At 59.4% G+C, this 18,052-nt stretch carries 17 protein-coding genes; 13 read left to right on the top strand and 4 right to left on the bottom strand.

Annotated features, from left to right (window positions below; all coding sequences use genetic code 11):
• Positions 1 to 160 precede the first annotated feature (160 nt).
• From E4631_RS24915 to E4631_RS26160, 6 genes are all read left to right on the top strand, one after another.
• Entirely contained in the window at positions 161 to 601 is a 441-nt protein-coding gene (locus E4631_RS24915; RefSeq protein ID WP_133655567.1) for a hypothetical protein, read from the top strand.
• Positions 602 to 974: 373 nt separating this feature from the next.
• On the top strand, positions 975 to 1,514 hold the full coding sequence (locus tag E4631_RS24910; RefSeq protein ID WP_133655566.1) for a hypothetical protein: 540 nt from the start codon (positions 975 to 977) through the stop codon (positions 1,512 to 1,514).
• A gap of 191 nt (positions 1,515 to 1,705) precedes the next feature.
• A complete protein-coding gene (locus tag E4631_RS24905; RefSeq protein ID WP_133655565.1) occupies positions 1,706 to 2,185 on the top strand; it encodes a GNAT family N-acetyltransferase in 480 nt (159 codons plus the stop codon).
• 429 nt (positions 2,186 to 2,614) lie between these two features.
• On the top strand, positions 2,615 to 3,229 hold the full coding sequence (locus E4631_RS24900) for a TetR/AcrR family transcriptional regulator (RefSeq protein WP_133655564.1): 615 nt from the start codon (positions 2,615 to 2,617) through the stop codon (positions 3,227 to 3,229).
• A 298-nt stretch (positions 3,230 to 3,527) separates the two neighbouring features.
• Positions 3,528 to 4,529 carry a YhcG family protein gene (locus E4631_RS24895; RefSeq protein WP_133655563.1) on the top strand — a complete coding sequence of 334 codons (1,002 nt, stop codon included), beginning with the start codon at positions 3,528 to 3,530 and terminating at the stop codon, positions 4,527 to 4,529.
• A 365-nt stretch (positions 4,530 to 4,894) separates the two neighbouring features.
• Positions 4,895 to 5,056, top strand: a complete 162-nt coding sequence (locus E4631_RS26160; protein ID WP_166647924.1) for a hypothetical protein — start codon at positions 4,895 to 4,897, stop codon at positions 5,054 to 5,056.
• 118 nt (positions 5,057 to 5,174) lie between these two features.
• Here E4631_RS26160 and E4631_RS24890 read toward each other — a convergent pair whose 3' ends face one another.
• The 3 genes from E4631_RS24890 to E4631_RS24880 form a co-directional block, all read right to left on the bottom strand.
• Positions 5,175 to 5,537, bottom strand: a complete 363-nt coding sequence (locus E4631_RS24890; protein WP_133655562.1) for an EthD domain-containing protein — start codon at positions 5,535 to 5,537, stop codon at positions 5,175 to 5,177.
• Between the two features lie 53 nt (positions 5,538 to 5,590).
• On the bottom strand, positions 5,591 to 6,385 hold the full coding sequence (locus E4631_RS24885; RefSeq protein ID WP_133655561.1) for an SDR family oxidoreductase: 795 nt from the start codon (positions 6,383 to 6,385) through the stop codon (positions 5,591 to 5,593).
• 86 nt (positions 6,386 to 6,471) lie between these two features.
• A complete protein-coding gene (locus E4631_RS24880; protein WP_205704314.1) occupies positions 6,472 to 7,053 on the bottom strand; it encodes a Crp/Fnr family transcriptional regulator in 582 nt (193 codons plus the stop codon).
• A gap of 967 nt (positions 7,054 to 8,020) precedes the next feature.
• Between E4631_RS24880 and E4631_RS26720 the strand changes: the two genes are divergently transcribed.
• Both E4631_RS26720 and E4631_RS24870 read left to right on the top strand, forming a co-directional pair.
• Positions 8,021 to 8,470 carry an excisionase family DNA-binding protein gene (locus E4631_RS26720; RefSeq protein WP_133655560.1) on the top strand — a complete coding sequence of 150 codons (450 nt, stop codon included), beginning with the start codon at positions 8,021 to 8,023 and terminating at the stop codon, positions 8,468 to 8,470.
• A 4-nt stretch (positions 8,471 to 8,474) separates the two neighbouring features.
• The gene (locus E4631_RS24870) at positions 8,475 to 9,035 is read left to right on the top strand and encodes a PIN domain-containing protein (RefSeq protein ID WP_133655559.1); all 561 of its coding nucleotides are present in this window, start codon (positions 8,475 to 8,477) and stop codon (positions 9,033 to 9,035) included.
• Between the two features lie 753 nt (positions 9,036 to 9,788).
• On the opposite strand, the gene E4631_RS24865 is transcribed toward E4631_RS24870, so the two are convergent.
• Entirely contained in the window at positions 9,789 to 10,277 is a 489-nt protein-coding gene (locus tag E4631_RS24865) for a hypothetical protein (RefSeq protein WP_133656672.1), read from the bottom strand.
• A 1,030-nt stretch (positions 10,278 to 11,307) separates the two neighbouring features.
• Here E4631_RS24865 and E4631_RS24860 point away from each other — a divergent pair.
• The 5 genes from E4631_RS24860 to E4631_RS24845 all read left to right on the top strand — a co-directional run.
• Complete coding sequence (locus tag E4631_RS24860; RefSeq protein WP_133656673.1) at positions 11,308 to 12,030, top strand: porin family protein; 723 nt, start codon at positions 11,308 to 11,310, stop codon at positions 12,028 to 12,030.
• A 381-nt stretch (positions 12,031 to 12,411) separates the two neighbouring features.
• A complete protein-coding gene (locus tag E4631_RS24855; protein WP_133656674.1) occupies positions 12,412 to 12,699 on the top strand; it encodes a hypothetical protein in 288 nt (95 codons plus the stop codon).
• 337 nt (positions 12,700 to 13,036) lie between these two features.
• Entirely contained in the window at positions 13,037 to 16,399 is a 3,363-nt protein-coding gene (locus E4631_RS24850) for an ATP-binding protein (RefSeq protein ID WP_133656675.1), read from the top strand.
• 151 nt (positions 16,400 to 16,550) lie between these two features.
• A complete protein-coding gene (locus E4631_RS26155; RefSeq protein ID WP_133656676.1) occupies positions 16,551 to 16,865 on the top strand; it encodes a hypothetical protein in 315 nt (104 codons plus the stop codon).
• A gap of 35 nt (positions 16,866 to 16,900) precedes the next feature.
• On the top strand, positions 16,901 to 18,052 hold a 1,152-nt coding region (locus tag E4631_RS24845; RefSeq protein WP_167797049.1), incomplete at its 3' end, for an Ig-like domain-containing protein.

The following is an 18,052-nucleotide window of genomic DNA, read 5'->3' as shown; positions in this document are numbered from 1 at the left end:
GCTGAAGAGCGCAGGGGAGGTGGTCTACCTTTGAGTAGGTCACCGCTGGACACTCAAAATAAGGAGATAATCCGTTCGTAGACGCTTTAGAAACGTTGGTTTAAGAAACGTGACAAGCTCGACTATTGAGTGCAATTAGGGTGCAAACTGAGCGCTTGTTATGAATCAAATGATTATTAATCAAAGAGCTATCTCCTTAGTGGAGTACCACACTGATAAAAACTGGCTAGCTGAGCTACCTATTCAGGACTGGCTATGTATACTCATAATCAACGAGAAGCACCGCCATTACCTAGATGAAATATTGCCTAAGCTCTTGCTGCGCAACGTCGCGTGGGTCTGCACCATCGGCCACCAGTGCGAATGGGCGCATGATTTCCTGGATGAAGAGATAGTCTTTCGGGAGGTAGAATCCCTGTATTTGCCTAAGCATCAAGTAATGACTACTTGGCATGACGATTTTGAAGAAGGGATTTGGTTCGCGATTTTTGCTGCGCAAGACAATCAAGTAGCTCTGAAACAGGTCGCTATACTAGACGTGACGCAAGGCCAGGAACGAGAACGAGTAACTAACTATCTGCACTCATTGCAGGCCGACTAGTAAGTGAGCTAAATGGATTTTAAGCAAGGTTGGGAGTGGCTCCCTTTGCCCTCAACTCCTTAGAAAAGCCACTTAACGTAAGATTGCTTATAAACCCACTCTTGGAATCAGTGTGAGTTTTGGTCCAGCCGGCCGCTGCGCCCGGCGTGGTACTTTGCCGGGGACCGCGCTCCAAATTCAGGTATTCACAAAATTCATCTTCGTAACCCTAGTCCTTAAGTTGGAATTTTTGCCTTAATTTGTTTAACAACAGCCCATTGGCGTCTAACCCATAAAGCCTCCGCTGCTAGCAGTGTGGGCACTACCCCACCGGGCCGGTAGGAGCATTGCCTGTAAAGAATCTTAATCCCTTACCCCCAACCACTCCTCCCCTATGTACAAACACTTGGTTTTCGCCCTGCCACTGCTGCTAACAGCCTCGACAGCCTACTGTCAAACCGACGTAGTTACCCCTAGAATACTACCGCCAACTATCCTGCCAGCCGTAGTAAAATCAACGCCGCGCAACACAAGCATAAATCATAAGCTGGATTATAATAATGGCTTCCGAGACTTTCATTTCGGCCAAGAATTCCACGCCCATGAAAATGAATTGAAGTTCCTTTTTACCGATGGTACCTCAAATTTCTATGAGCGCAAAAACGAGAACCTAAAGGCGGGTTACGCCACGCTTACCCGCATCTACTACGTGTTCACCAATGGCAAATTGAGCGCTATCGCATTGAAGCTTAAAGGACAAGCAGACAGTGACTTGATGAAAAAGGCGCTCGTTGAGCAGTACGGCAACACCGAGGAGAACAGCTACACACCGGGGCATTATGAGTGGAAAGGGCAACAAGTAAGCCTGTCCTTTAATGCGGCCACTCTCGACCGGGAGGAAGCCAGGGTGATATACATGGAATTGCCACAATAGCCTTATCAGCCCCCTTTGGGGCGCAGGCGACTCAATAGTTGCTAGTAGAGCAACTATCAGTACATAAGCTTTTTGCGTTCTATAAATCACGGATCACAGCTTGTAAAATAGGGTGTAGGGGGTCCGCGTAGCACCCTAGCTGTAGCGCTCACCCGTTCTTGCTCCCAGTAGCCTACTGCCGCCTTCACCCCATGCCGTCTAGCCCCGTAACCCTTCGGCCAACTCACCTAGCTGATTTAGCCTGGTTTTTTCAGTTCCAGTTGGATCCCGTGGCGGCATACCTGGCGGCTTTTACTCCCCCCCAGCCCCTCGACGAAGCCGCCTATGTAGCCAAGTACTCGGCCTTTCTGCGAGACCCGACCATCCACATGCAGACGATCCTGCTAGCCGGCACCCTTGTCGGGAGTATAGCCAAGTTTGAGGTAGCGGGCGAAGCGGGGCTGACGTACTGGCTCGATCGGGCCTATTGGGGCCAAGGCGTTGCCACCAGCGCCCTGCGCCAGTTTCTGCGCCTCGAACCCACCCGCCCACTGGTGGCCCGCGTGGCGTGGGACAATGTGGGCTCGCAGCACGTGTTAGCCCAAAACGGGTTCGTTCAAATTGGCACCGACACCGGGTTTGCGTCGGCGCGCCAAGCGCAGATCGAAGAGCGTATTTACCACCTGAGCTAGTCGCCTGGGACAGGCGCTCACCATCGGCAAGCCACCGACCTGCCAGCCGCTCCTCGATAGCACTCGGCTGCTGGAAGTACGAGACTGCTGCTGCGCGTAGGGGGGGGGCAACAAGGCACGCCTTTTAGAGCCAGTAGCCCGCTACGGCCTGGTAATGCAGCCCGGCAAAATACTCACCCCGGCGGATAGGGCAGGGGCAGATAAGCTGGGTGGAGCGCTTAATCCATTCCGTGGACCGGCTAGTCCATTGCGCGGACTAACGCTGGACTATCAATGGACTAAAGTTGGACTAGTGGCTCCAAATAGGCTATTTTTGCTCCTGATATTGCCTCTGCGTAGCGTAGATCCACTTTTGCCTAGTAAGCAGGGGCTAGTAGCTACGCTTGCTGCCCGCCGCTACGTGGCTCCCCATTTTTTACTTACTTGCTCATGCCCCTCGATCGCACGGCCCACATCCTTTCTACCGCCCTGTGGCGCTTCTCCTTACGGGCCCTGCACCTGACGACCACGGCCGAGATTGCCCAGCATGCGGGCGTGAGCGTGGGCACGCTCTTCCGCACCTTTCCCACCAAGGAGGACCTGCTCGCCAACGTCTACGCCTACGCCATGGCCCAGCTGCAAGCACCCCTAGCCGCGGGCCCGGGCTCGCCGCAGCGGGGCGAGAACCTGACGAAGCTGCTGCAGCGCTGGTGGGACTTGACGGCGCAGGTGGCCCTGGCCCAGCCGCACCTCGTGGCCTTCTGGCGCTGGTACCGTCCCTCCGTCCATCCCACGTCCCTACTGGGGCCGTTCGAGCCCGTGGCGGGCCTGTTGGAGCGGGCATTAGTCCGCCACATGTCGTCGCGCGCCAAGCCCCTCCCCGTGCCCATGATGGTGGCCGCGCTGGTGGGGCAGTGGTCCGCGGCCCTGGAGCTGGTGCTGACCGAGCCCACCTGTCAGACGGACGCGGCGCTGCGGCAATTGGTGCTGGAGCGGACCTATGCGGGCTGGTGGCAGAGCCTGGGCTTGCCCGACTACCTGGAAGTTGAACGCGTGCCGTACTGAGGGCGGGCAACCCGGCCTCGCCTAGGCGGGCGATTGGGGCACCTGAGCATAGACCGGCTAGGGGGCCATTGCCTGCGTAGCTCGCGCCGCCGGCTCAGGCAATGGCCCCCAGCTTAACGTATAAGGAATTATAAGACAGCTTTTTTTAAGCTTAGCACTCTCTTTGACACTTCACCCTTTGCTACTGCTCGCTCCATCACTTTAACTGGAACCTGCTACAAAAGCTGGCCTATCTTAGCTCACTCCTCGTTTCTACTGGCCTCTCTTCCGGTCCTTTTAGCCACGAACCCACTACAGAATGCCTATTAAACCAGAACTACTTACTAGCGTGCGGGACCTCATCACGCAGGCGCGCCAGCAAGCGGTGCGGGCCGTCGATGCGGAGCGAGTACTGCTCTACTGGCATATTGGGCAGGTAATTCTGGAAGAAGAACAACACGGGGCCGACCGGGCCGCCTACGGTAGCAGTCTTATCAAAGGCCTGGCAGCCGAGTTACAGCCGCAGTTTGGCAGTGGCTTTTCGGGGCGGCAGTTGGAACGCTACCGCCAGTTCTACCGCCTCTTTCCCATTGCGTCCGCACTGCGGACGCAATTGAGCTGGACGCACTATAAAACGCTACTCAGTCTCGAAAATCCCGGTAAGCGGGAATTTTATCTAGCCGAAGCGACCAAAAATAACTGGTCGGCTCGCCAGCTAGAGCGGCAGGTCAATAGTCAATTGTTCGAGCGTCTGCTGCTGAGCAATGACGTGGCGGCCGTGCTGGCTGTGGCTCGGCAGGAAAAGCTCCCCACGGAGGCCCGCGACATCATCAAAGACCCCATGGTGCTAGAGTTTTTAGGGCTGAAGCGGGAAGCGGCCTACTACGAGCGCGACTTGGAAACCGCTCTCATCACGCATTTACAAGCGTTTCTACTGGAACTGGGTAACGGCTTTTCGTTTGTAGCCCGGCAACAGCGCTTGCACCTCGACGGTGACGACTTCTTCGTAGATCTCGTGTTTTATAATCGGCTGTTGCAGTGCTTCGTACTGGTCGAAATTAAGACGGATAAGCTCACGCACCAGGACCTGGGCCAGCTCCAGATGTACGTCAACTACTACGATCGCTTGGAAAAGCTGCCGCACGAAAATCCCACCATCGGCATCCTACTCTGTGCGGATAAGAACGACGCGGTGGTGAAAATCAGTCTGCCCGCCGATAATCAGACGATTGTGGCCAGCAAGTACCAGCTTTATTTACCCACGCAGCAGCAGCTGCTAGCAGAGGTAAAGAAGGAGATTGACAAGCTTGACCAGTCGTAGTCTGCCTCAAGTCCTGCTGCTGCTGAGTGAACGTCAAAGGTTGTCGAAGCAGCACTACCGCTCGAACCGCGGCAAAAAACCGCGCAAACCGATCGGCAAAACCGCTTCAACCGCTCCCTAAAACCGCTCGAACCGCGTGCTAAAAGCAGGCGACATTGTTTGCCTGGGCCTGCCGCTTGTCCTTCGAGCAAGGCTACGAAGACTTTGTAGCCTTTGAGGCGAAAACCGCGTTACTTACGCATTATCAGCAAGCGCTCGGCGCCCAGCGGATGGGCCGCGGCCTGCGGATGTACTTGGCAACTAATGCCACCGAACTTGTTAACAGGTGCTTTCCGGACTATTCCACGCCTTAACTCACCTTGACGATGCCAACGAAACTTGGTTACGAGCCCACCGGAGTCGATTTTGTGGTTGACTCCACGCCGCTGACACCCGAAGAAAAGCAGGCGTTTTCACAGCTTATTGCCGAACAACGGCAGCAGCGCCCGCGCCCGCCACGTCGGTCTACCGCCACGCCGGCTAACTAACGCGCCACCCTATAATGGCCTTACAAGTGCGAAGTAGAAAGCCCGACCAGAAGGCTTGTCCTTACCCAAATCTTGTCATGGAACTCAGGTAGCTGTGCGCCCGAGTCAGAGGTTTTCCCTATTTGTCTACCAACACCCCTGATAGCACTACGTGCTCAGCCAGCAATAGAAAGCCACATCCGTGTAGGTCCAGAAACTTCATTTCGTCGGGGCGAATGAGGCGTAGGTATTCCTCGTCGCCAAAGACTTTGGCGATGTCCTCGTGGGTGTCAAACCACAGTTCTGTGGTGCCGTCGTAGGCGAAGGGTGGCATGCCGGGCAGCACAAGGGGGATGGTGTGGCCCTGCACGTAGCGGCGCACATGCTGCTGCACGGCGGGCACCGACATAAAGAGTGGGGCGTGCTTGGTCCGGTGATACTGCACAAATTCTTCGTGCGTCATTTCCGGCCGCTTGCGCAGGAGAATCGTGAACTTTACCATGGCTGAAAAAAGAAAAAATAGGGTAAAAAGAATACACCGCCGGAGCCCTGCCCCTATTGGATGGCCCGCGATACCCGCGTGGCAATGGCCAGCAACAGCCGCCGCGAAGGCATCAGGCCGGTGCTCAGGGCCAGCAGCTGGTTGCGCCAGCCGGGCACCACGTTTAGCTGCCCCCGCTGCATGCCCCGGTAGCCCGCCGCCGCTACGGCCGTTGCATCGGCTTGCCGGCCCTGGGTATTGGCGGCCTTTTCCATGCCGGCGCGGGCCACAAAACCCGTTTTGGTCACATTGGGATTGAGCACCGTGGCCGTGACGCCGGTGCCCCGTAGCTCGGCGTGCAAGGCCTCGGTGAAGTGCATGACGTAGCTCTTGGAGGCCGCGTAGGCCGCCAGTTGCGGCACCGGCTGAAACGCCGCCAGCGACCCCACGTTGAGAATGCGGCCCTGCCGCCGTGCCACCATTTGCGGGGCAAAGTGCGTGGTGAGCGTAGTCAAAGCCGTGACGTTGAGCGCCAACATGTTCTCGTACACGGCCGGGTCGGCCTGGGCCACGGGGCCGTAGGCGCCATACCCGGCGTTATTTACCAGGTACTGGATGGGGAAGGGCTGCTGCTGGCACCACTCGTAGAGGGCCGTGGCCTGGCCGGCCCCGGACAGGTCGAGGGCCAGGTAAGCGACCTGAATGCCGTAGGTGTGCTCTAGCTCGTGCTGCACGGTGCGCAAGGGTTCTTCGTGGCGCGCCACCAACACCAGGTTGGTGCCGTCGCGGGCAAAGCAGTGGGCCAAGGCGTAGCCAATGCCGCTGGAGGCACCCGTGATGAGGGCCCGGGGGGCAGGATTTTGTTGCATGAAGGGGGACTTTGGTGACGGCCACAAAATTCCGTCTACCCTCCCCCCTTCCCCATTGACGTTAGTTAAGAACGCACGGAGACGGCCTATTTTTTTTGCTGGCCAAGCCGGTGGCGAATGCGGCTCAATGACTCAGGCTGCACGCCGAGGTACGAGGCCAACTGCGCTTGGGACACCTGGGCCAGCAAGTCGGGCTGGTACCGTTGCACGTACTCGTAGCGCTGCAGTGGGGTGTAGAATTGCAGCAGTTCTACCCGTTCGTTGAGCTGCTGGTAGACCTGCTCGGCTATCAGGCGGCCAATATGGTCCCACCGGGGCGACTCACGGTAAAGCCGTTGCACCAGCTCGTAGGGAAGGGCCAGCACTTCAGCCGCCTGTACCGCCTGCCAGCTATAGCGCGACGGCTGCTGGGTCAGAAAGCTCTGATAATCCGTCAGAAAGCCGTTTGCCCTGGCAAAGCGGCAGTTCACTTCGTGCCCCTCACTGCTCCGGTAGTACATGCGAAAGAAGCCGGCCGTCACAAAAAAGACGGCTCCGCATACCTGACCGGCTTCCAATAGATGCTCTCCCTTGGCGATGGTGCGGGGCACTACGTACGGCAGCACCAGCGCCATGTCCTGCTCCGTGACCGGAAAAAGCGCGGCAAAAAAAGAGTGAAGCGGGTGCACGGCCAACAAGGTAACGGTTTTCTAGCCGGAAGGCCGATTCGATAAGCATAAAAGCAACGGCCCTTGCGCGTCCCATGTTTTACAGTCAGCACGGGTCACCACGTTACCTCGGCAAGGCAAGCGAAGCCGAAAACACAGCGAGCAAGCAGGTAGCGTAAAGGCTCTTCAAACAGAGCGAGCAGTCGAACCGCGTCGGCACATCGACAATGATGGCCTTCGTTTCACTGTACAAGCTAGCTCGGCCAGGGTCCTTTTTTAACAGCACCCTGGCCGATTCTCAGGGAAAGCTTTTACCCGGAGCCTAGTTCATGCCAGCTGCCAGCTACTCTTTCCTTCATTGCTTAGTAAAGACGACCAGGCGCTCGCTGGCAATAAATTGAGCTTCTCACGCAAACAATCCCCGGCCCTCCCCACGACCTTTGCCACGTCAAGTATACAGTAGGGGGCAAGTTGGCTGGTTGCCAGGGAGAGAGCATGAGGGTGGGCAAAATAGCGCGGAGGCAAATTGCCTTAGCACTGTAAAGAAACTTGGTTTTTCTTGCCAAAGGGTCCGGGCCCATGTAAAGGAAACGGACCTTTTCTTTACATAGGGGGCTGCCTACCGCTAGCTAGCTTACTTGCCACACGTAATGGAAGTCAAAAACTAGCTTTAGGCTGGCTAGCATCGAAAAAACGGCTCAAAAAACTGCGGTTTGAGATTCCTGACTGGGATGCTGCAAGCGTTCAAAAATGAGTTCTTTTTTGAACACTTGTAGCACCCCACTCAGCAGCTTCGAAAGGCAGTTTTCTGAGCCGGTTTTCAGGGGAGTATTTTGAACACGTCGTATTTAATAAGTCCCGTTCTTGGCTCGCAATGCAGTGAGGTTGTCATCCAGCCAACAGCTCGCTAGACTGTAATTCGTTCTTTTGAGCAATCTTTGTTTCGTTTATTTCGTTTAACAGGCAGTGTACCCTATTCACTTCCCCTATGCAAACCCTTCGTTCAACCCCTTCTCTGCGGGACCAGCAGGTGGCCAGTAACTCGCTTTCGCGCTTTACAGCGGCCTTGCCGGACAGCCATACGCACCAGGTGCAGCTGCGCTTACAGGCCAGCGAGGAAACGATTGCCGTACCGCGTAAGGCGTTGGAGCTGCTGCGGGTCATTTTAGCGGGTATGGCCCAAGGGCAGGATATCTCCTTGGTAGTGACGGAAGAACAGGTGAGTACCCAGCAGGCCGCCGACCTGCTGCATGTCTCGCGCCCGCATCTGGTCAAGCTCTTAGAAACGAACGTGCTGCCTTTTGTCAAAGTGGGTAGCCATCGGCGGGTACGCATGACGGATGTGTTGGCCTACCAAGACCAGCAGGCAGCCCATCGGCAGCACCACCTCCAACTTTTAGCGCAACAGGCCCAGGACTTACAGCTGGGCTACGACTAGTCACGTGCCTGCTCTCATTGCCCTGTTGGATGCCTGTGTATTATACCCCGTGCCGATTCGGGACCTGCTGCTCCAACTGGCTTCGGCCGACTTGTACCAGCCCAAGTGGACGAGCCAGATTCAAGCAGAATGGAGTCGAAATCTGCTGGTGAACCGACCCGATTTAACCAGCGGGCAATTACAGCGCACCATCACCTTGATGGATGCCGCCTTTCCTGACGCGGAGGTCAGGGCCTATAAAGCCCTTATTCCCACCCTCACGCTTCCCGATGCCAATGACCGGCACGTGCTCGCCGCCGCCCTCAAGAGTCAGGCGCAGGTGATTGTTACGGCCAACTTAAAGGATTTTCCCGCTCCTTACCTGGCCACGCTGGGTATCGAGCGGCAACACCCGGATGCCTTTATTAGCCAGTTGCTAGAGCAGCAACCCACGCAAGCGCTCGCCGCCTTTCGGCAGCAAGTGGCCTACCTAAAAAATCCGCCTAAAACAGCTTTGGAAGTGCTCGGCAGCTTACGGAAGTCTGGCCTTCCCACCACCGCAGATCGATTGGCAGCGCTGCTATAGGTAGTGAGGGCGGGAAGTGTGCCTTGCTGAATAAAAAGCTGTCTTATAATTCCTCTTATGGTAAGCAAGTGGGGATCAGCGCTTCGTTTTAGGCAGCCCGCTGGCCCGATGTCGTAGTGAACCGGGGTATAAACACGCGCAGCACGCGGTAAACACGCGCAGATGGGGCTACTGGGTAGGGGGAAGGGTTAGCTAACCCGGTCTGCTAGCGTGCTCGTACGAGCAGCCAACCAGCACGCCGACCGTTCGGTAGCCTCCTCCGCCTATTTTTAGGTCTTTTGGCCCGATGGGGCTCACCAGGCAACCGCTATCCAGACCGATAGGACCGATAGCTGAACCGATATGGCCCATGTCTGGGCCGATAGCGGACCGATAGGACCGATACCTGGACCAATAGGACCGATAGGACCGATACCCGGACCGATATCCGGACCGATAGGACCGATATTCGGACCGATACCCGGACCGATATGACCGATATGACCGATATCGGTCCGGGTATCGGTCCTATCGGTCATATCGGTACCTTTTATTTCAATACCTTATTGATTTACAGTATTTTAATGCAAACCATGATTTTATTTGCTTTAGGTATTACCTATACAATACTGGTTTTCAGGCAACTACTTACTATATCAGCCTGTAGCCAGTATGTACAACGGCTTTTTACGTGTTGCAAACGGTGGTTTACAACACGTAAAAGGACTTATAATTATCTGCTCTCAATGTTGCGTAATACTTTGATGAGCAGCATTATAGGTATGACACAGGTTCAAAGCCGTTCATCAAAAGTGTTGCGGCCGCTTCGGTGACCCAAGCGGCTTGCTCCTTTTGGTACTTTATTAAAAATCGTCGCTTAAAATTATTGTAAAAACGAGTAGCAAAGTTCTCAAAATCAGCGTGTAAACCTGTTTTGACATAAAATCTAGCGCAAGCTATTCTTCGCTTGGAGCTATCTACCTGTGGCCTCATAAATTCAATGGTATAGCATCGAGCAGACTCTTCTAAATATTTTAGCCCTGAAGCGGCCAGACGATAATTGACGTAGTTAAAATATTGAGGTTTAGTAAGGTGTATGAGCGACCAGCCATGTGTTGTAGAAAAGTCTCCCACAGAATCTAAAATAGCCTCTGTTTCCTCCTTAATGCAGGCCCGCAGCAGCAAAATATCTTGGTTAACAAGCCATTGCTGTATAGATGCTAAATCTTCTATCGCGCAGTAGAAATACAGTTGTTTAGCCATCTCAGTCTTAAATATCCTACTCTCACTCTTTAGGGCTATTCCTGATAAAATACAGTATTAAAACTACCTTACAGCAATGCTAAATCTGACACTTTTCCGCGACTTGTCTTCGATGAAACATTACGTTAAGTGGCTTTTCTAAGGAATAGGGAAATTTGTGATTGGCTGCTAATTCTAAATTTTATCTAATTTAACTGCGCCATAAAGTGCAATCAATCGATAGTCGCGCCATAGGTGACCTTTGCCAACTTATCATTTTGAAAGTACAGCGTTACGAGTGCCATTGCTTCTAGATTAGATACTTGGAGAATATCTAAGCTGCGGGAAACGCCTAGCCGTTTTAGAATCGCGCTCTTCGTACTGCCAAGGGTCAAAACAGGGGCTAGTAGGGGCTCTGAGCTGGTAATAATGAAGGAGGCGGGAAAGGTGTTATCAGGGCTTTTAAAACAAGTGAACTGGTTGACTCCGTGCGAGAAGGAAACCATTCGCCCACTACCAGCTTGCGGGGCTTTGGCGGGCGTAGGGTAGTGAGCTGCCACTAGTCGGGCGTAGGATACCCGGTCCAACAAGGAGTTGACGAAAGCATCATTTACCGCCTCTGAGTGCTTTGGCTGTTGAACAACCGAGCCTCGAGGACTCGCTGGGTTGGTGGTTAGTAAAGCGAGTAGCAGCAGGTACATACCAGTTGATGAGGTTAGGAGGACTCAATATCGGTCTTTATGCAGTATCCCAGTCAAACTTGTCACGTTTCTTAAACGAACGACTGTAAGATGACTTAGGCTACTCTAGTCAGTTGTTGAAGGAGCCTTTAACTTCTGTGACAAGCTTTTAACTTCTGTGACAAGCTTTGAGTCGTTTCAAGAACGGTGACTAAGAAACAACTTTCTGGTATTTGTCACCTCCTACCACGGACTAGAAAGTGATTCCTAGATAGAGTAGCTTAGCTTTATTCAAACAAAAGCTTATACTAAGTTGCCTCCTCCTGGCAAGCTAGTTATACTACCATATACGAAAACTCAGTTAGCTACTTATGCGCACTCCTACTATTTTTTCTGCTGTTACCCTGCTGGCCGTTACCCTGCTCACCGCTTCTGCTGTCCAAGCACAGGCCACGTTTAGTATAGGGCCTTGCATGGGTGGGACAATGTCTACTTTCCACTATGCTCGTGGTTTCAGCTCCGCCGCCGAAATGAGCAGGGGCTACCGCCCCGGCTACGCGGCGGGCGTACAGGCGAGTGTCGGGGCGGGACACTGGGTCTGGCAACCCGCCGTCCTGTATGCGCAAATGGGCCATCAGCTGCACGGCGTAGATAACTATGCCTTCGGGGTAACGCCCCAACCATTCAGCCAAGACGTAAGGGCCAACTACTTAGTTATTCCCCTCACCGTAGCCCGAACTCAACATGCCGGTGGCCAAGGCCTGCAAGTTTTCGCGGGACCGTACCTAGGCATCCTCTTAGGCGGTCACGCGCGCGTCGAGAACGGGTATGGTGTAACAACGGGCGATGTGGCGAATGCGCATCAGGACCACAATGATGGCACCTTCTATTCGCAGCGCTTCGATGGGGGCTTGCAGGCGGGTCTGGGCTATCGCCAACAGCACTGGTTAGTCCGCGCCACCTATTGCCTAGGCCTGCACAGTATGTCCGTCAGCTATGACCCTTCCCGAGGCGCTTCGCCCTATTACCAGTCTTATTATTATAATCGGGCTTTTCAGCTTTCATTGGCTTACTTGGTCAAGTGCACGAAGTAAGATAAGAACTAGCCTACCCGATAAGGCACTAGTACTACCCTGATGCGGCGGAAGAAGATGATAGGGGTTAAAAATGAGCTTTGAAGTAATTTGGAGTAAGATTGGAATGGATGTGGTCTAACCAGAAGGGGGCTAGTTAGCGCCCGAAAGGCGCACCTTATGGACGCAGCGATTTTTGGCTTCCTTACCCCCGCCACGAGCCTGAAACGCACGTGTTGCGAACTTTCTGAGCCACTGACTCCGCGAGGTACTTTCTGAGCCCAGCAAGGTGCGTCTTCCTAGGAAGGCTAGGCCCCAATACGCTCTATCCTACACTAGTCCACATTAGCAGCGGCCAGGAACGCCACTTACATTTACCTTCTTCCAAACTGGCTACAGAAGATGGCGCAAGCAGCAGTAGGCCCCGATGTGTGGGTATTTCATGGCATGGGCGGACGCTTCACCAGCGGCGTATTTACGACGCGTGAAAAGGCTGAAGCCTGGATTATGAAGCATGAGTTGACAGGGATACTCACGCGATACCCCCTCGATGTAAGTGCCTATGATTGGGCGCTTGAAACGGGTGCGTTCCGCGTAAAAAAGCCAGAACAGACAAGTGCGGAGTTTATCCAAAAATTCACTTCTGCTAGCCAAGAGCATTACCATTACGACCCACATGATATTGGCTAGGCTACCCTTGAAGTAGAACCCCTGCTTGTTCGATCCTCCTAGTATGTAAAACGCCACTGAGCTTGGCTGACAAGGTTTCCTCCAAAGGCGTTCGAAAAACCCTGCTTCAAAAGTTCTCAAAAAACCCTGTTTTTGGGGTCGTTAGCGCGGGTCGCAAAGTGATTCGAAAAACAGTAGTTTTCGGAACAAGGCGCTGGCTGTTCACTGAAACGACCGTTTCGCTGAATTTTAGAAAGAGCGTGCGGAAGTATAGCAGGCCATCCCCCTCAAATCAGGGTATTGGAGCCTACTTTTGACTCCTCTTACGCCCGGGCACTGCGCTCGCCCCGAAGTCGCTATGCACTTTCTTTTCGAGCTGTTGCGCCAGTGGGCCGGGCCGGGCTGCCGGCCTTGGCTGACTACTCGCTGGCTGCTTGGCGCGTTGCTTCTGCTGCCAGGTTTTGCTTTCGCAGGCTCTCGCCAGATACCCCGGACCGACACCCAGCACCCGCTGGCCGCCGACTCGCTGAGCCGGCTGCTGGGGTACGTGCGCCGGGCGCACGCCTTTCAGGACCGGCAGCGCCCCGACTCGGCGGCCCGCTACCTGGGGCGGGCCTGGCAGCTGGCCGGCACCCGGCAGGGGCAGCAGCAGCCGGTCGAGGTGATAAAGCTGGCCAACGAGCTGGCCAAGCAGCACTACGTCCGGGGCAACTACGACAGCACCCTCTACTACTACCAGCGGGCAGCCCGGCAGTTTCGGGCGGCGGGCCTCGACAGCGTGATGGGCCCGCTGCCGACGGCTACCCAGCCCGCCGACCCCCACTGGGCCGAACGGGCCTTGCTGGCCGGCATCCTGGCTAATGCCGGCTCGGCTTGCCGCGCCCTGGGCCGCCTGCCCCAGGCCCTGCGCTACTACGAGCGGGCCCGGAGCCTTTTCCGGCAGCACGGCATCCTGAGCGGCATCGGCTGGACGCAGTGCCTGATTGGCGAAACCTACGCCGCGCAGGGTAGCTACCCCGAGGCCGAGCGGGCCTACGAGCAGGCGCTGGCCACCTACCGCCGCTTCGGGCAGGTGGCCACCGAACGGGGGCCGGCCGGGGGCGCGCTGGCCGACGTGCTGCTCCACTACTACCTGCCCCTGCTGCTGGAGGGCCACAGCCGCCACCCGGCCGCCTACGCCAGTACCCTGGCCGCCGAGGCCAGCGCCTGGCTGCAAGCTGGCTCGCCGCCCGCCGTGCTGCGGGCCAATCCCGGCAACGCCCTGCTGCTCACGCACCTGAACCTGGTGCCCGCGCAAGTGGCGCTGCAAGCCGGCCGGCCCGCCGAGGCCGCCCCCTGGCTGGGCCGCGCCCGCGCCTGGCTGCGCTACGGGGCCTCGGCCGATACCACGGTGGCCGGCTGGCCGGCCCGCGACCTGCCCTACGCCGAGGCCCGCGCCCTGACCCTGGGCCTGAGCGCCTGGCAGCAGCACCCCGCCCGCCCCGACCGCGCCCGCCGCCTGCTGGCCCAGGCGGTAGTCCTGCTCACTCAAAATCCCGGCACCGCTCCGCAGCCCCGGCCCCGCCAGGCCCTGGCGGGGTTTGCCCTGGCCATGCACGAGCCGGCGGCCGCTCTGGCGCTGCTGCGGCCCCTGCGGACGAGCTACCAGCAGTCGGGCAGCCTGCTGCCCCTGAGTGAGCTCACCGAGCTGCTCACCCAGGCCTATGCCCAGGTGGGCCGCTACGACAGTGCCTATACCTACGCCCGCCGCACCCAGGGCCTCACCGACACGCTGCGGCAGGCCCAGCAGTTTGCCGCGCTGGCCGCCACCGAGGGCCGGTTTCGCGCCCGCGAGCAGGCCGCCCAGATTACCAGCCTCACCGAGCGCGGGCGCGAGCAGGCCCACCAGGTGCGCCAGGCCGTAGTAGGGGCCGGGCTGCTGGCGTTGCTGGCGCTGGCCATCTTGCTGGCCCTGCGCACCACCCGCCGCCTCAACGGGCAGCTGGCCACCCAAACCAGCCAGCTGCAGGCCCAGGCCGAGCGCCTGAGCGAGCTGGACGTGGCCAAAAACCAGTTCTTCGCCAACGCCAGCCACGAGTTGCGCACCCCCCTCACGCTGGTGCTGGCCCCGCTCGAAACCCTGCTCCATGACCCCGCCCACAAGCTGCCCGCCGCCGTGCGCGCGCCCGTGGCCCTGGCCCACCGCCAGGCCCGCCGCCTGCACGAGCTGGTAAACCGCATCCTGGATTTGACGCGCCTGCAGGCCGGCCGCCTGGCGGTGCAGCCCGAGCCTACGGCCGTGGCCCCGTTTCTGCGGCGGGTGGTGGCTGCGTTTGCGCCGCTGGCTGCCGCCCGGGGCCTGGCCCTGCACGGGGCCGAGCCGCTGCCCGAAAACCTGCACCTGCTGCTGGATGTCGACAAGGTAGACCAGATTCTGACCAACCTGTTTGGCAATGCCCTCACCCACACCCCCGTCGGCGGCATGGTGCGCCTGGAAGCAGCGCTGCCCGCCGCCGACGGCTACTACACCCTGACCGTGCGCGATACCGGCCCCGGCATCGCGCCGGCCGAGCAGGCGCGGGTGTTCGAGCGCTTCTACCAAAGTCCCCAGAACCAGGCGCAGGGCGGCACCGGCCTAGGCCTGGCCCTGAGCCGCGAGCTGGCCGAGCTGCTGGGCGGCACCCTCACGCTGGCCAGCACGCCAGGGCAGGGCGCTGCCTTCACGCTGCGCTTTCCGGCGAATGTTTTAGAATTAGGAATGAGGAATTATGCATTAGGAATTGAGGGAACAGGGACTGAGCCTCAGCCCGCGACGCGCCCCCTAGAGGCACTTGCTCCTTCAGGGTCAATTCCTAATTCCCAATTCCTAATTCCTAATTCAAAACCGCCCCGCGTGCTGGTGGTGGAGGACGAGCCCGACCTGCGCGAGTACCTGCGCGAGCTGCTGGCTTCCACCTGCGAGGTGCTCACCGCCGCCGACGGGCAGGAGGCGCTGGAGGTGCTCAGCCGCGAAGCGCCCGTGGACCTCATTACCACCGATGCCATGATGCCGCGCCTGAGCGGCACCGAGCTGCTGGCCCGCCTCAAGGCTGACCCCGCCCGCGCCGGGCTGCCGGTGCTCATGCTCACGGCCCGCGCCGACGACACCCACCGCCGCGCCGCCCTCACCGTGGGCGTGGACGACTACCTGACCAAGCCCTTCGCCCCGGCCGAGCTGCTGGCCCGGGTGCAGGTGCTGCTGGCCCGCCACGCCGTGCGCCGCCAGTTTGCCGCCCAGCCCCCCGACGACGACGCGCCCGCTGCGCCGGGGGCCGCCCCGCTCATGGCCGCTACGCCGGTTGCTGCGGTAGCTGAGGCAACGGCCGGGGCGACGGTGGCCGAAGCAGCAGCGGAAGCCCCGGCCGCGCCCGCCGACGCGCCCGTGCAGCTAGCCGAGTGGCAAGCTCAGGTGGCCCCGCACCTGGCCGACGAGCAGTTTGGCCCCGCCGAGCTGGCCGGCCTGCTCAACCTGAGCGAGCGCACCCTCTACCGCCGGCTGGGCGAGCTGGCCGGCCTCACGCCCGCTGCCTGGCTGCGCGAGCTGCGCCTGCACCAGGCCCGGCAGCTGCTCGAAGCTGGCGGCTTCGGCACGGTGGCGGCGGTGGCCGGGGCGGTGGGCTTTGCTTCGGCCAAGCACTTCAGCAACCTCTACGCCGAGCGCTTTGGCCGCCGGCCCAGCGACTACCGCGCCCCCCAGGGCTAGCGCTTCGGGCGGGCCGGCGGGCGGGCGCGGGCACGGCGGCGGCCCGCCCGAAGCGCTAGCCCTGGGGGGCGCGGTAGTCGCTAGGCCGGGCAGGGGTAAATGCCTGCCAAAATGCGGGCACAGGGGGCTGCGGGCGAAGATTGGCAGGGATTTGACCCTGTTTCTGACGGGCAGGGGGGAATTTTGTGAGCTACGGCCGGGCTGGCTACGTGCGCCCGAGTGGGGCGGCGCGCCAGCCGGCCCCTTCCGCTTACTTCCGCTACTGCTACCCTGCTGGCTATGCCAACCACTCTCGCCTGGCTACGCCGGCTGCTGCCCGGCAGGCGGCCCGCCCCCGCCACCCATTTCGGCCCCCGCTCGCCTGCTACCGGCCCTGCTGCCCCTGCCGCTGGCCCTGGCCCCCACCGCCCAGGCCCAGCCCACGACCGCCTACACCGGCGCGGCCCAGCCCTCAGGTGGCCGCTGACCTTTTTTCCTTTCCCCATTTTCTTTCCAACCCCCATGCCCAGCCAGCTTTTTTCCCCACCCCCCCGGCCCCGGTGCCGCCCCTGGCGGGCGCTGCTGGCCCTGGCCCTGCTGCTGCCGCTGGCCGCCGCCGCCCAGGCCCCCACCGTGGTGCGCGGCAGCCTGAACCCGGCGGCCAACGCCGAGTCGGCCCCCAGCGGCACGCCGGTGGTCGTGCCCTTCTCGCAGAACATCAACCCTGGCACGGCGGGCACCATCCGGGTGTTCAGCCAGCAGTACCGGGGGCGGCGCACGGCCACGGCCAGCACCAGCGGCAGCAGCGTCACGCTCACGCCCACGGCGGGAGCGCCGGGCAGCCCCTCGGCCGCGTTCCGGCCGGGCGAGACGGTGTTGGTGAGCGTGCCGGCCACGGTCAAGAGCACGGGCGGGGCGGCGGCCGTGCCCTACGTGTACCAGTTCACGGCGGCGGCCACGGGCGGCACGGGCAGCTTCGGCGGCAGATTCAGCGGCGGCTTCGGCCCGGCCGTGGGCAGCTACCCCTACAGCGTGGCGGTGGGCGACGTGGACGGCGACGGCGACCTCGACCTGCTCACGGCCAACTTCAACAACAGCAACTCGGTGAGCGTGCGCCTCAACGACGGCAGTGGCACCTTCAGCGGCACTACCAATGTGACCGTGGGCAGATACCCCATCAGCGTGGCGGTGGGCGACGTGGACGGCGACGGCGACCTCGACCTGCTCGCGGCCAACTACGGCGGCGGCACGGTGAGCGTGCGCCTCAACGACGGCAGCGGTAGCTTCGGCGGCACCCAGGACGTGACCGTGGGCTACAACCCCCGGAGCGTGGCGGTGGGCGACGTGGACGGCGACGGCGACCTCGACCTGCTCGCGGCCAACCTTAACGGCGGCACGGTGAGCGTGCGCCTCAACGACGGCAGCGGCACGTTCAGCGGCGGCTCCGACCCGGCCGTGAGCGGCCCCATCAGCGTGGCGGTGGGCGACGTGGACGGCGACGGCGACCTCGACCTGCTCGCGGCCAACAGCAACGGCAACTCGGTGAGCGTGCGCCTCAACGACGGCAGCGGCACCTTCAGCGGCGGCTCCGACCCGGCCGTGGGCAGCGGCCCCATCAGCGTGGCGGTGGGCGACGTGGACGGCGACGGCGACCTCGACCTGCTCGCGGCCAAC

The organism is Hymenobacter sp. UV11 (assembly GCF_004684095.1).
Classification (GTDB): Bacteria; Bacteroidota; Bacteroidia; order Cytophagales; family Hymenobacteraceae; genus Hymenobacter.
The sequence above is the reverse complement of the archived record's forward strand: the minus strand, read 5'-3'. Positions and strand labels throughout refer to the sequence as shown.

Excerpts from the sequence above, each read along its gene's own strand:
- E4631_RS24910 (WP_133655566.1), top strand. The coding sequence starts at position 975 with ATGTACAAACACTTGGTTTTCGCCCTGCCACTGCTGCTAACAGCCTCG.
- E4631_RS24850 (WP_133656675.1), top strand. The coding sequence starts at position 13,037 with ATGCACTTTCTTTTCGAGCTGTTGCGCCAGTGGGCCGGGCCGGGCTGC.
- E4631_RS24900 (WP_133655564.1), top strand. The coding sequence starts at position 2,615 with ATGCCCCTCGATCGCACGGCCCACATCCTTTCTACCGCCCTGTGGCGC.
- E4631_RS24855 (WP_133656674.1), top strand. The coding sequence starts at position 12,412 with ATGGCGCAAGCAGCAGTAGGCCCCGATGTGTGGGTATTTCATGGCATG.
- E4631_RS24885 (WP_133655561.1), bottom strand. The coding sequence starts at position 6,385 with ATGCAACAAAATCCTGCCCCCCGGGCCCTCATCACGGGTGCCTCCAGC.
- E4631_RS24895 (WP_133655563.1), top strand. The coding sequence starts at position 3,528 with ATGCCTATTAAACCAGAACTACTTACTAGCGTGCGGGACCTCATCACG.
- E4631_RS24865 (WP_133656672.1), bottom strand. The coding sequence starts at position 10,277 with ATGGCTAAACAACTGTATTTCTACTGCGCGATAGAAGATTTAGCATCT.
- E4631_RS26160 (WP_166647924.1), top strand. The coding sequence starts at position 4,895 with ATGCCAACGAAACTTGGTTACGAGCCCACCGGAGTCGATTTTGTGGTT.
- E4631_RS24860 (WP_133656673.1), top strand. The coding sequence starts at position 11,308 with ATGCGCACTCCTACTATTTTTTCTGCTGTTACCCTGCTGGCCGTTACC.
- E4631_RS24905 (WP_133655565.1), top strand. The coding sequence starts at position 1,706 with ATGCCGTCTAGCCCCGTAACCCTTCGGCCAACTCACCTAGCTGATTTA.
- E4631_RS26720 (WP_133655560.1), top strand. The coding sequence starts at position 8,021 with ATGCAAACCCTTCGTTCAACCCCTTCTCTGCGGGACCAGCAGGTGGCC.
- E4631_RS24915 (WP_133655567.1), top strand. The coding sequence starts at position 161 with ATGAATCAAATGATTATTAATCAAAGAGCTATCTCCTTAGTGGAGTAC.
- E4631_RS24890 (WP_133655562.1), bottom strand. The coding sequence starts at position 5,537 with ATGGTAAAGTTCACGATTCTCCTGCGCAAGCGGCCGGAAATGACGCAC.